Origin of the sequence: Haemophilus seminalis (genome assembly GCF_006384255.1) — a bacterium.
GTDB lineage: Bacteria > Pseudomonadota > Gammaproteobacteria > Enterobacterales > Pasteurellaceae > Haemophilus > Haemophilus seminalis.
The window spans coordinates 13,849-27,047 of the sequence record NZ_VCED01000005.1; the positions used below are offsets into that span (position 1 = coordinate 13,849).

At 38.1% G+C, this 13,199-nt stretch carries 10 protein-coding genes and 2 tRNA genes; 5 read left to right on the top strand and 7 right to left on the bottom strand.

The window, feature by feature from the left end:
• Positions 1 to 133: 133 nt before the first annotated feature.
• The 3 genes from mrcB to erpA are packed head-to-tail and all read right to left on the bottom strand — an operon-like array spanning position 134 to position 3,197.
• A complete protein-coding gene (gene mrcB, locus FE813_RS07270) occupies positions 134 to 2,491 on the bottom strand; it encodes a penicillin-binding protein 1B (RefSeq protein WP_139990047.1) in 2,358 nt (785 codons plus the stop codon).
• A 6-nt stretch (positions 2,492 to 2,497) separates the two neighbouring features.
• The gene (locus FE813_RS07275; RefSeq protein ID WP_114891772.1) at positions 2,498 to 2,851 is read right to left on the bottom strand and encodes a YacL family protein; all 354 of its coding nucleotides are present in this window, start codon (positions 2,849 to 2,851) and stop codon (positions 2,498 to 2,500) included.
• 1 nt (position 2,852) lies between these two features.
• Positions 2,853 to 3,197, bottom strand: coding sequence for an iron-sulfur cluster insertion protein ErpA (gene erpA, locus FE813_RS07280; RefSeq protein ID WP_118800289.1), 345 nt, complete (start codon positions 3,195 to 3,197; stop codon positions 2,853 to 2,855).
• A gap of 136 nt (positions 3,198 to 3,333) precedes the next feature.
• Between erpA and map the strand changes: the two genes are divergently transcribed.
• From map to FE813_RS07300, 4 genes are all read left to right on the top strand, one after another.
• Positions 3,334 to 4,140 (top strand): type I methionyl aminopeptidase, encoded by an 807-nt coding sequence (gene map, locus FE813_RS07285; protein ID WP_139990048.1) that lies wholly within the window; start codon positions 3,334 to 3,336, stop codon positions 4,138 to 4,140.
• A gap of 93 nt (positions 4,141 to 4,233) precedes the next feature.
• Complete coding sequence (glnD, locus tag FE813_RS07290; protein WP_139990049.1) at positions 4,234 to 6,825, top strand: bifunctional uridylyltransferase/uridylyl-removing protein GlnD; 2,592 nt, start codon at positions 4,234 to 4,236, stop codon at positions 6,823 to 6,825.
• A 194-nt stretch (positions 6,826 to 7,019) separates the two neighbouring features.
• The gene (locus tag FE813_RS07295; RefSeq protein ID WP_180978710.1) at positions 7,020 to 7,211 is read left to right on the top strand and encodes an ESPR domain-containing protein; all 192 of its coding nucleotides are present in this window, start codon (positions 7,020 to 7,022) and stop codon (positions 7,209 to 7,211) included.
• Complete coding sequence (locus FE813_RS07300; protein ID WP_308457363.1) at positions 7,129 to 9,657, top strand: YadA-like family protein; 2,529 nt, start codon at positions 7,129 to 7,131, stop codon at positions 9,655 to 9,657. Before FE813_RS07295 ends, FE813_RS07300 begins: the two co-directional genes overlap by 83 nt.
• Before the next feature lie 56 nt (positions 9,658 to 9,713).
• Here the strand turns inward: FE813_RS07300 and hemL are convergent, their stop codons facing one another.
• Positions 9,714 to 10,997 (bottom strand): glutamate-1-semialdehyde 2,1-aminomutase, encoded by a 1,284-nt coding sequence (hemL, locus tag FE813_RS07305; RefSeq protein WP_139990051.1) that lies wholly within the window; start codon positions 10,995 to 10,997, stop codon positions 9,714 to 9,716.
• A gap of 123 nt (positions 10,998 to 11,120) precedes the next feature.
• Between hemL and wecA the strand changes: the two genes are divergently transcribed.
• Positions 11,121 to 12,188, top strand: a complete 1,068-nt coding sequence (gene wecA, locus FE813_RS07310; RefSeq protein WP_139990052.1) for a UDP-N-acetylglucosamine--undecaprenyl-phosphate N-acetylglucosaminephosphotransferase — start codon at positions 11,121 to 11,123, stop codon at positions 12,186 to 12,188.
• Between the two features lie 131 nt (positions 12,189 to 12,319).
• On the opposite strand, the gene FE813_RS07315 is transcribed toward wecA, so the two are convergent.
• From FE813_RS07315 to orn, 3 genes are all read right to left on the bottom strand, one after another.
• Positions 12,320 to 12,395 (bottom strand) — tRNA-Gly (locus FE813_RS07315).
• Positions 12,396 to 12,419: 24 nt separating this feature from the next.
• Positions 12,420 to 12,495: transfer RNA gene (locus FE813_RS07320), tRNA-Gly, on the bottom strand.
• A 93-nt stretch (positions 12,496 to 12,588) separates the two neighbouring features.
• Complete coding sequence (gene orn / locus FE813_RS07325) at positions 12,589 to 13,137, bottom strand: oligoribonuclease (protein WP_005635892.1); 549 nt, start codon at positions 13,135 to 13,137, stop codon at positions 12,589 to 12,591.
• Positions 13,138 to 13,199: the final 62 nt, after the last annotated feature.

The window sequence follows — 13,199 nt, forward strand, 5'->3', positions numbered from 1 at the left end:
ATTGTACCGCACTTTTAAAGCAAACGTTTGCTATTTTTTTTTAAGAAATAAAAAAATCCCCTGAAATTTCAGGGGAAGTGTAGTTTTTTCGCTTCAAAAAATTTGCTTATTATTAGAAATATACCGCGATTAATTATTGTGCGGGTGGATTTGGGTTATCCAATACATCCCAGACGCTTTCTTGTCGAGGAGGAATTTCTGTTTCAGCTGGTGGAGTAGCTGGCGATGGAGAAGCATTTGATGTGCCTCCGCAGAAATTCTGCCCATTATTGACCCAAACTGGGATCACTCGATTGCTGTCACAATCCCAGCTGCCATGTTGGGTAATACCAACCCATTTCATATTCTCAGGTTTATTTAGCTTCAATTTCTCAATATAAGTATGGCTTAAATAATCTTTATAAATCTGTAATGCGCCTGATGCACCAGTAAGTTTTGTTTCACCATTATCATCGCGACCAAGCCAAACCGTGCTGATATTTTTTCCATCGATCCCCACAAACCAAGTATCACGCGCATCATTTGTTGTCCCTGTTTTACCGGCTAAACGTAAATCCGCATAATCATTTTGCAAGCTACGAGCTGTACCACGTTCAACAGTTTGTTGCATCGCAAATAACGTTTGGAATGCGGCTTCTTGTGGTACCACTTGTTTTGCGGTTTTATCATGTTGATAAATGATATTTCCTTGACGATCCGCAATGGTATCGACAGTTGTGAGTTCAATCCGTCCACCTTGATTCGCAATAGTTTGATAAAGTTTAGTTACATCATAAGGTGAGATGGTATAAGCCCCGAGCAACATAGCCGGCACTTTTGGAATTTCCACATTATCCCATCCCATCGCTTTTTGTGTATCAATGACTTTGCTCAAGCCGACTTTCATCCCAATATTTACAGTTGGAATATTTAAAGAACGTGCTAAGGCATCCATTAACATCACTGAACCACTATATTTTTTGTCATAGTTGCGCGGTTGCCACGGCGGGCTGCCTTTGATATTAATCGTAATTGGTTGGTTGTTAATTGGGGTATTCAAGCGGAACTGTTCTGGATTTGAAAGTGCGGTTAAATAAATAGAAGGTTTTACTAAAGAACCAATCTGACGTTTTGCCATTAATGCACGATTAAACCCCGCATATTGCGTTTGTAAACCACCCACTACCGCACGAATTTCACCCACTCGGTAATCCGCAACAATCATGGCTCCTTCTAAATATGGATTTTTCGTTTTCAGTTGTAGTTGTGAAACTGTATTCACCACTGCATTTTCTGCTTGAGCTTGTTGTTTTAAATCCATTGTGGTGAAAATCCGTGCACCAAGTAAACTGGATATTTTATGTTCGCCTAGTTCACGACGTAAATCCGCCTGTAAAGTTTGAATAAATGACGGATATTTACGGGAGACTTGTCCTTTTTGTTGAACACCTAAAGGTCGTTGGCTTAATAATTGGTAAAGTTCATCACCGATCATTTTATGTTCAAGCATGAGCTTTAAAACAACATTACGACGTTCTAAGGCATTTTGAGGATTACGCCAAGGATTATAAAGTGAAGGACCTTTGACCATCCCGACTAAAAGTGCAATTTGATCTAAGCTAATTTCACGAATTGAACGACCAAAATAGAATTGGCTGGCTAATTCAAAACCGTGAATTTGCGTATCACCATTTTGTCCGAGATAAATTTCATTGAGATAGGTTTCGAGAATACGATTTTTATCATAACGCCAATCTAACACTAATGATATCAAGGCTTCGTTCGCTTTACGGGTAATTGTACGTTCGCTTGATAAAAATAAATTTTTTACGAGTTGTTGAGTGAGTGTACTACCACCTTGTACCGTTTGTCCTGCACGAATATTGGTAATTAATGCTCGTATAATCCCTACTGGGTTTATACCATGATGATCATAAAAACGGCGATCTTCCGTTAAAATTAGGGCGTCAATCAATAAGCGCGGGTAATTTTGTAAAGGAATTGCAAGGCGATCTTCATTGTCAGATTCCAACATTGCAATCAATTTTGGCGCAAGGCGAAACTCATCGATTGCTTTTACGGCAACGAGATCTTCAATTCGATTAAGTTTGTTATCGACAAAACGTAAACGTAAAACTCGTTGTGGTTCTGGTTTATCAGGGAAAGGGAAAGCTCGACGAAGAACAACAATTGTATCATCTTCTAATTTGAAATCGCCTGGTGCGGCTACCATGGTCGTTTGGCGATATTCGTTATCTAATAAAATTTGAATCACTTCATCAAAAGCGAGATTATCTGAAATTTTCACACTTTCAATACGGCTATATACTTCAGCGGGCAAACGCCAAATTTGCCCATCCATTTTTGAACGGATTTGCCAATCTAAATATCCGCCATAAAATACGGTTAATACCGCACCACTAAACGCTACTTTTAATAGAAAGCTTTTGAAAGAACGGCGTTTTTTAGGTGTTTTTTCTTCGGGATTTTTTTGAACGTTTTCGATGGTCATAGTCGGTTAAGAGATAAAATCAACATAAGCTTCGAGGAAATGGATAAAATCTTGCGTGCCACAAAAAGCAATGCTTTCTTCATCATAATAATGAAAATCGTCTTCCAGAATTTCATCGGTTTCAATGGCGAGATTATTCGCTCGTACCATTACTTCATCAGCATCTAAAAACAATGTATATTCTGCGCCAATTAAGATATTTTCTTGATTTTCAGAGAGTGATTGCGCAGTAGAAAGTGCGGTCAAAATCGCCTTTGGATTTGACCGCACTTCAGTATTGAACCAGTTAGCAAGAGCAATGTGTTCCATCGAACATTTTACGGATACATTGCCTTGATAATGTGTAAATTGAAAATCCATCTTAGATACTAAAGGATGAACCACAGCCACAAGTGCTGGTAGCATTTGGATTATTTACAGTAAAGCGTGAACCTTCTAAACCTTCTGTGTAATCGACGGTACCACCGATTAAATACTGTAAACTCATTGGGTCAATCACAAGTTGAACCCCTGATTTTTCAATCGTTAAATCGCCTTCATTCACTTTTTCATCAAAAGTAAAACCATATTGGAAACCGCTACAGCCACCACCCGTGATATACACGCGTAATTTCAAATTAGTATTTTCTTCTTCGCTGATTAAATTTTTTACTTTATTCGCTGCTGCATCAGTAAATGTCAATGGTACTGTAATGTTATCTGTCATAATTATTTCCCGCTTCCCGAAAATTTGAATTCCGTTATTATCTAATAACCATTTACTCCATTCAAGTGTAATCCAGTTTTTTCCTAGAAATCGTGCTATAATCTGGCAAAATTTTTTTCAAAAAAGGTGAAATAAAATGGCTATTCCAATTAGAACAGAAAAAGAAATTGTAAAACTACGTGAGGCCTGCAAATTGGCTTCGGATGTGCTGGTGATGATTGAACCTTACGTAAAAGCAGGAGTAACCACAGGCGAGCTTGATCGCATTTGCCATGAATATATGGTAAATGAACAAAAGGTTATTCCCGCTTGTTTGAATTATCACGGTTTCCCAAAATCTACTTGTATTTCCATTAACGAAGTTGTCTGTCACGGTATTCCAAGTGACGATAAAGTGCTTAAAAATGGCGATATTGTGAATATTGATGTCACGGTGATTAAAGACGGTTATTTTGGCGATAACTCAAAAATGTATATCGTGGGTGGTGCAACGAATATTCGTAGTAAAAAGTTAGTGGAAGCGGCACAGGAAGCCTTATACGTGGGATTGCGCACAGTAAAACCAGGTATTCGTTTAAATGAAGTAGGTAAAGCTGTGCAAAAATATACTGAAAGTCAAACTTTCAGTGTTGTGCGTGAATATTGTGGACATGGTGTTGGTACAGAATTTCACTGCGAACCTCAAGTGTTGCATTATTACGCAGATGATGGTGGCGTGATTTTAAAACCCGGAATGGTGTTTACCATTGAGCCAATGATTAATGCAGGAAAAAAAGAAGTGCGCGTGATGGGAGATGGTTGGACAGTAAAAACCAAAGATCGCAGCCATTCAGCACAATATGAACATCAACTTGTTGTCACGGAAACTGGTTGTGAAGTGATGACTATCCGCGATGAAGAAATTGCGGAAGGTCGAATTTCGCGGATTATGGTGAATGTGTAATTGACATTAAATTATAAGATAAGGGCGTAGATATACGCCCTTTTTGTTTTTCTTTATAATAAAGCAACTTTGATTTAACAAAAGGCAATTCATATGCTGTTTTCTCCGACACTCTCTTCTCCTTTAACACCAAGTGCGGTCAAAATTGAGCGAGAAAATCTTAAGCAATTTGAGCTTGAGAATTTTTCTCGTTATTCCATTTTTGAGCTTATTGAAAATCGCAGTGATTTTTATGATGCCTTATTGATTCAACTTTGGCATGAAATGGGATTAAGTGAACAACAGGGGATTACTTTAATTGCAGTTGGCGGTTATGGACGGCGTGAGATGTTTCCTTTGTCGGATCTAGATTTTTTAATTTTGGTCGAGCAAATACCTAGCCCAGAAATTGAAGAAAAAATTACTCAATTTATCCAATTTTTATGGGATTGTGGCTTTGAGGTGGGAAATAGTGTTCGAACCTTAGAACAATGTGAATCGGAAGGAAAACAAGATATTACGATTGCCACCAATTTATTAGAAGCCAGATTTCTTGCTGGAAATCGACCGCACTTTGATGTGCTAAACGAATTGGTAAAAAATACTGATTTTTGGTCGAAAGAAGATTTTTTTAATGCCAAAGTGCAAGAGCAAATAGAACGTTATCAGCGTTATCACAATACGGCTTATAACCTTGAGCCAGATATTAAGTACAGCCCGGGTGGCTTGAGAGATTTGCATTTGTTGTATTGGGTTGCGTTGCGCCATTCGGGGGCGCTGACTCTTGAGGCCATTTTACAAAGTGGTTTTATTTATCCTCAAGAATATCAGCAACTACAAGAAAGTCGTGCATTTTTATTTAAAGTGCGGTTCGCTTTGCATTTAATTTTGAAACGTTACGATAATCGTCTGTTGTTTGACCGTCAAATTAAAGTCAGCGAATTGTTGGGTTTCCGAGGGGAAGACAATCAAGCTGTGGAAAAAATGATGAAATGTTTTTTCCAAGCATTGCACCGAATTTCGCTTATCAGTAATTTGTTGATTCAGCATTATCGAGAAAATGTGCTTTCATCAAATCAGGACAGTGTGATTCATCAGTTAGACGATGATTTTCAACTGATTAACCAATGCTTATGTTTGCGTAATAGCCGTGCTTTTCAAGAAAAACCAGAGCGAATTTTAGATCTATTCTTTTATTTAACGCAGTACGAACAGGCTAATATTCATTCTGATACTTTGCGTCAATTACAAATTACCTTAGATCAACTACCACAGAAATTATGCGAGATTCCTGCTGCTCGAGAAAAATTTCTACGTTTGTTTAATCAACCTAATACGATTAAGCGTGCATTTATACCAATGCACCAATATGGCGTATTAACAGCGTATCTTCCCCAATGGCAAGCCATTGAGGGATTAATGCAATTTGATTTATTCCATATTTATACGGTGGATGAGCATACATTGCGCGTGATGTTGAAATTGGAAAGTTTTCTGTCACAGGAAAGTGCGCAAGAACATCCGATTGCCCATCGAATTTTTAGCCAACTTTCTGACCGCACTTTGCTTTATATTGCGGCGTTGTTCCACGATATTGCAAAAGGGCGGGGCGGTGATCACGCAGAACTTGGCGCAGAAGATGTGGCAGACTTTGCGCAATTACATGGTTTAGATCGCCGAGAAATTGATACCCTTGCTTGGCTCGTAAAATCTCATTTGCTGATGTCAATTACGGCGCAACGCCGTGATATTCATGATCCTGAAGTGGTTATGAATTTTGCGGAAGCCGTGCAAAATCAAGTTCGATTAGATTATCTCACTTGTTTAACGGTGGCGGATATTTGTGCAACCAATGGTAATTTATGGAATAGCTGGAAACGTTCGCTTTTTGCCTCTTTATATGAATTTACTGAACAGCAATTTGTACAAGGCATGAAAGAATTGCTTGATTACTCAGAAAAATCGGAAGAAAACCGAAAACTTGCACAACAAATTTTAACGCAGGATTATTCCGATATTGCACCAATCTTGATTGAGCAATTATGGGCTCATTGTCCTGAAGATTATTTTGTGCGTAATACGCCAAAACAAATCGCGTGGCATACAAGTTTACTGGTGGATTTCGATGAGGCATTATTAGTGAAAATTAGTAATCGCTTTTCACTTGGCGGCACGGAAGTGTTTATTTATTGCCAAGATCAACCGCACTTATTTAATAAAGTGGTGAGTACCATAGGCGCAAAAAAATTCAGTATCCATGATGCGCAGATTATTACGACACAAGATGGTTATGTTTTTGATAGCTTTATCATCACGGAACTTAACGGTGAATTAGTGGAATTTGATCGCCGCCGAGAACTAGAGCAAGCCCTAACAGTAGCGCTTCAAAGTGAAAAATTACCCGAACTTTCTATTACGCCTAATCGCCAGCTTCAACACTTCACTGTACAAACCGACGTACGTTTTTTACATGAAAACAAAAAAGAGCATACTGAAATGGAGCTGGTTGCGTTGGATAAACCTGGGTTATTAGCGCAAGTGAGCCAAATCTTCAGTGAGCTAAATCTCAATTTATTGAATGCGAAAATTACCACCGTGGGCGAGAAAGCCGAGGACTTTTTTATTTTGACGAACCAATTTGGGCAAGCTCTTGCAAGAGAGGAGCGAGAAATATTAAAACAAGTTCTTGTGAAAGAAATTCACTAACTAATAATGTAGATATATGAATGAATTAACTCTTATAGCCTTACATTAAAACTATTAAGAATAATTATATATTCTACTATGGTTATTTTTAGATTTGTGACGAACTTCACATTTTTTTGAATTAGTTAGAGTATAATTCACGAACCAATTTTATTCTATTTTTATACTGCATTGATTTAGTAATGGAGGATTGTATGAATACTATTTATAAAGTATTGTGGAACGCTGGTTTGCAAATGTTCCAAGTCGTATCTGAATTAGCGAAGGGAAAATCAAAATCAAAACGTTGTAGCTTACAAGTTTTTGACACATTATCTGCCTGCCTGCCTGCCTGCCTGCCTGCCTGCCTTAACATTTTCTTCTCTTCTATTATTTTCAACAAATAGTTTTGCGGCTGATTCTGAAATTGAGCAGTTAAAACAAGATATTGATACTTTAAAACAAGAAATTATTGCACTCAAAACACAGAAAATTAAATATGTTAGTGTGGAATCAGATAATACATCGGAAGGAAGTAATGTTAATAATGATGGTGCGAAAAAATCTGGTTCAATTGCTATTGGCGATGGCGCATTAGCAAATATAGATAATAGTATTTCAATCGGTAAAAATGCTGGAAAAGGTTCATCCTCATCAGAAAATGGACAAATTGGAAACATTTTTTTAGGTTATGGTGCTGGTGAGAATAGTAAGGACTCTATCAATGTTTATATAGGTTATTCTGCTGGCTCTAATGCTTCAGGACATAATAATTTAGCTTATGGTAATACTGCGGGAAAAGGCATAAAAGGAGATCATAATATCGGAATTGGTTTTAATTCTAGTCTTTTGGTAAGTGGTAATAATAATGTCGCCTTGGGGCAAAATTCAGGTACAAATATTAAGGGAATTAATAATACTTCTATTGGCTCAATGGCTAATAATTTTAATAAAACTACTGAATTTAATTATTCAGTTGCTTTGGGTTTTCAAAGCGAAACTACAGCTTCAAAGGCTACAGCATTAGGACCTGCGGCGAAAGCTAAACAAGAGGGAGCATTAGCCATCGGTTTTGCAGCTAAAGCAAATGCCGTAAACAGTGTGTCAATCGGTACAGGAGCCTCTTCTAAAGAAAATGCAGTAAACAGTGTGTCAATAGGGACAAGCTCCTCTTCTAACATTGAAACCTCAGTTGCTTTAGGTTTCGATTCCGTAAGTAATCGTCTTATAGATACGATTGGTTATGATTTTTCAGAAATAAATACTAAAAATGGGAGTTTCGTTGGAGATATAAACACTAAAATAGATGGAGTTAATGGAGAAATTTCTTCTTTGAAAGATAAAATTAATGAACTTCAAGCTGAACTTTCACAATTAGAAGATAAAAAGAAACAACTAAAAAATGAGAATAATACAACTGAGTTAGGCGTTGTTGAAAATAAAATTACACAGAATAAAAGAGAAATAGAGGAAAAAAAGAAAGAAATAAATAAGAAACAGGTGGAAAAAAATAAAATTCGCTCTACTTGGAAAGGTACATTAGGTGCGGTTTCTATTGGCGATACACAATATGGTGAAACACGTCAGATTATTAGCGTTGCCGCAGGTACGGAAGACACCGATGCAGTAAACGTAGCTCAATTGAAATCATTAAAAAACGCAGGTTTACAATTTGCAGGGAATGATTACTTTAAAGATAAAGCAGATAGCACCCAAGATAAACTAATTAAAACAGAAATTGGTAATATTTTGCAGATTCAGGGCAAAAGTGGTTTGGTTTATAACGATGATAATAAAGCTAAGTACGCTTCTGATAATTTAGTGACATTTAACGATAGCGGCGTATTGCGTATTGGAATGTTGAAATCTCCAAGTTTTACTGGTGTTACATTGGGAGAGGGCGATAATACCGTTTCACTTACCGTTGATGATGGTGCTTTAAAAGCTGGCGGTAAAACAATTTTCACAGAAGATAACTTTAAAACGTTTTTTACAAAACTTTATACTTTTGAAGGTGGCTTGAAAACAGAAGATAAAGACGGAAAAACCGTTGTTTCATTGAATAAAGAAACCATTAAGCAAATGCCTGAATTAAAAGGTGAAAAAGGTGATAAAGGTGACACTGGTGCCGCGGGTGCGAAAGGTGACACTGGCTTATCTGCTAAAGACCAATGGTTAGCGGACAACCCGAATAAAACTGAAGCCGACTATACTAAAGCAATTAAAGGTGATAAAGGTGACACTGGTGCCGCGGGTGCGAAAGGTGACACTGGCTTATCTGCTAAAGACCAATGGTTAGCGGACAACCCGAATAAAACTGAAGCCGACTATGCTAAAGCAATGAAAGGCGAAAAAGGCGAACAAGGTCCTAAAGGAGAACAAGGTCCTAAAGGAGAACAAGGTCCTAAAGGCGAGAAAGGAAAATCTGCTTATGAAAGTTGGAAAGAATTGCCAGCTAATCAAGGTAAATCAGAAACTGAATTTGCTGAGATATTAGGTGGCGGAGCGAGTAAAGTAGAGTTACAACAGCTTCGTACTGAACATGATAGCTTGAAAGCGCAAATCCGCAAAGATCAGCAATCTATTCAACAACTCGATCGCAATATGCAAAAAATGAACAAAGATTTGCGGGCAGGGATTGCGGGGGCAACAGCGATTGCTTTCTTGCAAGGGGGAAATTTTGCTGGAGAGTCTGCGGTTTCTGTGGCAGTAGGCACTTATAAAGGAGAACACGCGTTAGCGGTCGGTTATGGCAGACGTTTAACCAATAACAAAATTGAGATTAAATTGGGTGCGAGTGTCAATAGCCAAAGCGATGTTAATGCGGGCGGTAGTGTAGGATACCACTGGTAAAATAAAGGATAAGAGTAAAAGTGCGGTCAATTTTGAGCTGACCGCATTTTTTAACACTAAGCAATCGCTGAAAAAGCAATATCTGCAGCCGAAAGTGTTCTCTCTATATCTTCATCGGTGTGTGCGAGAGACATAAATCCTGCTTCAAAAGCAGATGGCGCAAGGTATACCCCCTGTTCTAACATTTTATGGAAGAAAATTTTAAATTTCTCGATGTCGCATTTCATGACTTCAGCATAGGATGTTATTTCTTGTTGTTCAGTGAAGAAAATACCAAACATACCGCCTACATAGTTTACGACAAAAGGTACATGATGTTTTTCGGCAAGGGATTTTAATCCTAGACAAAGTTTCTCTGTTTTTATTGCAAGTTGTTGTTCATTGCCTGGTTTTTTCAATTCGTTTAAGCAAGCTAAACCCGCCGTCATTGCAATAGGATTACCAGAAAGTGTACCCGCTTGATATACCGGACCAGTTGGAGCAAGATATTCCATGATAGCTTTTTTACCCCCTACCGCACCGACGGGCATTCCACCACCGATAACTTTACCTAGAGTTGTAAGATCAGGTGTTACACCATAATAAGATTGTGCTCCAGCAAGTGACACACGAAAACCTGTCATAACTTCATCAATGATGAAAAGTGCGCCATATTTGTCGCAAAGTTCTCGTATTCCTTGTAAAAATCCCGATTTCGGTGGAACACAATTCATATTGCCAGCTACAGGCTCGATGATGACACAAGAAATACTATCAGGATATTGTTCAAATAGCGCTTTTACTGAGTCAAGATTATTGTATTCTGCCGTTAATGTATATTTCGCAAAATCTTCAGGTACGCCTGGAGAGCTTGGTTGACCAAGTGTTAATGCGCCCGAGCCTGCTTTTACAAGCAATGAGTCTGAATGACCATGGTAACAACCTTCAAATTTTAAGATTTTATCACGACCAGTATAACCACGAGCAAGGCGAATTGCCGTCATCGTTGCTTCGGTGCCTGAACTTACCATACGCACCATTTCAATAGAAGGGACAATATTACAGACCAGTTCTGCTAAATCAATTTCAGAAGGGGTGGGAGCACCAAAACTTAAACCATTTTCAGCCGCTTTAAGTACAGCCTTTAAGATCGATGGATGATTATGGCCTAAAATCATTGGCCCCCAAGAACCAACATAGTCAACATATTGTTTTCCATCAGTGTCATAAATATAGGCACCTTGCGCTTTTTGAATGAATACGGGGGTACCACCAACGCCTTTAAAGGCGCGTACAGGGGAATTTACTCCACCTGGAATAAAGGACTGTGCACGAGAAAAAAGTGCGGTTGAATCTGTCATTGTTTTTTTCCTTTCTTATAAAAATAACGGTATTGTACTGAAAAATAGACTCTTTGTTAAAAATATCTTTATTGGTAAATTTCCCTTATGTTATCCTTTACAAAAAAATTTTAGGGTCAAATTATGTTGAGTCTTTTAGTTGCGTTTTTAGGCGCATTTATTACGCTTATCGTAATGCGTCCAATTGCAAATAAAATTGGATTAGTTGATAAACCAAATTATCGCAAACGCCACCAGGGTGCAATTCCGCTAATTGGTGGCGTATCGCTTTTTGTCGGTAATCTTTGCTATTACTTGATGGAATGGGATCAGCTTCGACTACCGTATCTCTATTTGTTCAGTATTTTTGTTTTATTGGCGATTGGGATTTTAGATGATCGCTTTGATATCAGTCCTTTCTTAAGAGCGGGGATTCAAGCAATTCTGGCGATTTTAATGATCGATCTTGGGAATGTTTATTTGGATCATCTAGGTCAGATTTTAGGGCCTTTCCAGTTAACGCTTGGTTCAATTGGTTTGATTATTACCGTCTTTGCCACTATCGCGATTATTAATGCCTTTAATATGATTGATGGTATTGATGGATTGCTCGGTGGGCTTTCTTGCGTTTCTTTTGCTGCGATTGGTTTCTTGATGTATCGAGATGGGCAAATGGATATGGCGCATTGGAGTTTTGCTTTAATTGCATCGATTTTACCTTATTTGATGCTAAATCTAGGGATTCCATTTGGCCCGAAATATAAGGTGTTTATGGGGGATGCGGGGAGTACATTAATTGGTTTTACCATTATTTGGATTTTGTTATTGAGTACGCAAGGAAAAGGGCATCCGATGAACCCGGTAACCGCACTTTGGATTATTGCGATTCCTTTGATTGATATGGTTGCGATTATTTATCGCCGTGTACGTAAAGGTAAAAGCCCATTCCGCCCAGATCGTTTACACGTTCATCATTTAATGGTGAGAGCGGGTTTAACATCAAGACAAGCCTTTTTATTGATTACTTTTGTTTCTGCAGTTTGTGCAACTATCGGTATTTTAGGGGAAGTTTATTATGTGAATGAGTGGGCGATGTTTGTCGGCTTTTTCATTTTATTTTTCCTTTATGTCTATTCAATTACGCGTGCATGGCGAATTACCCGTTGGGTCAGAAGAATGAAACGTCGCGCAAAACGGTTGAAGAAAGCATAAAAAAATAAAGGCTTGTGTTATTAAATCACAAGCCTTTATTTTTGAGAAAATTCACCGCACTTTTTAACATTTTGGTGATCTATTTTTATAGATAGAAAAAATCCCCAGCCTTTTGGCTAGGGATTGAAATTTGGAGCGGGAAACGAGGCTCGAACTCGCGACCCCGACCTTGGCAAGGTCGTGCTCTACCAACTGAGCTATTCCCGCAATAATACTTTTATAATGTGAAATTGGAGCGGGAAACGAGGCTCGAACTCGCGACCCCAACCTTGGCAAGGTTGTGCTCTACCAACTGAGCTATTCCCGCAGTTCACATCAGTGAATGAGGTCGCATTATACAAATATTTTTAGGGCTTGCAAGGGCAATTTCATAAAAAGAAATTTTTTGTTGAAGTTTTCGTCAATCTAATTTCATGAAATGTTCGCGATAATAAGCCAGCTCTTTAATCGACTCTCGAATGTCATCTAGCGCCAAATGCGTATTCTCTTTTTTGAAGCCGTCTAAAATTTCAGGTTTCCAACGCGCTGCAAGTTCTTTTAATGTACTCACGTCTAAATGGCGATAATGAAAATAATCAGCTAAATCAGGCATATATTTCACTAAGAAGCGTTTATCTTGGGCAATGCTATTACCGCAAATTGGCGATGAACCTTTTGGAACCCATTTTTTTAAAAAGTCTAAGGTTTGTAATTCTGCTGCACGTTCGGTAAGTTTGCTAGCTTTTACGCGTTCAATTAAGCCGTTTTCACTATGTGTTTTTTGGCACCAATCATTCATTTTATTGAGTAATTCATCAGACTGATGAACAGCCAACACAGGGCCTTCTGCCAAAATATTTAAATTTTTATCTGTTACGATAGTGGCAATTTCAATAATACGTTCTTTTTCCGGATCTAAACCGGTCATTTCTAAATCAATCCAAATAAGATTTTGTTTATCGAATGGCATAATATCAGGTATCCTATGCAAAAATTTTTTTCATTTTACCAAAAACAAGGGAAAAAACGACC

Coding starts and splice junctions, on each gene's coding strand:
- wecA (WP_139990052.1), top strand. CDS start 11,121: ATGTTGAGTCTTTTAGTTGCGTTTTTAGGCGCATTTATTACGCTTATC.
- hemL (WP_139990051.1), bottom strand. CDS start 10,997: ATGACAGATTCAACCGCACTTTTTTCTCGTGCACAGTCCTTTATTCCA.
- map (WP_139990048.1), top strand. CDS start 3,334: ATGGCTATTCCAATTAGAACAGAAAAAGAAATTGTAAAACTACGTGAG.
- erpA (WP_118800289.1), bottom strand. CDS start 3,197: ATGACAGATAACATTACAGTACCATTGACATTTACTGATGCAGCAGCG.
- FE813_RS07295 (WP_180978710.1), top strand. CDS start 7,020: ATGAATACTATTTATAAAGTATTGTGGAACGCTGGTTTGCAAATGTTC.
- FE813_RS07275 (WP_114891772.1), bottom strand. CDS start 2,851: ATGGATTTTCAATTTACACATTATCAAGGCAATGTATCCGTAAAATGT.
- glnD (WP_139990049.1), top strand. CDS start 4,234: ATGCTGTTTTCTCCGACACTCTCTTCTCCTTTAACACCAAGTGCGGTC.
- orn (WP_005635892.1), bottom strand. CDS start 13,137: ATGCCATTCGATAAACAAAATCTTATTTGGATTGATTTAGAAATGACC.
- mrcB (WP_139990047.1), bottom strand. CDS start 2,491: ATGACCATCGAAAACGTTCAAAAAAATCCCGAAGAAAAAACACCTAAA.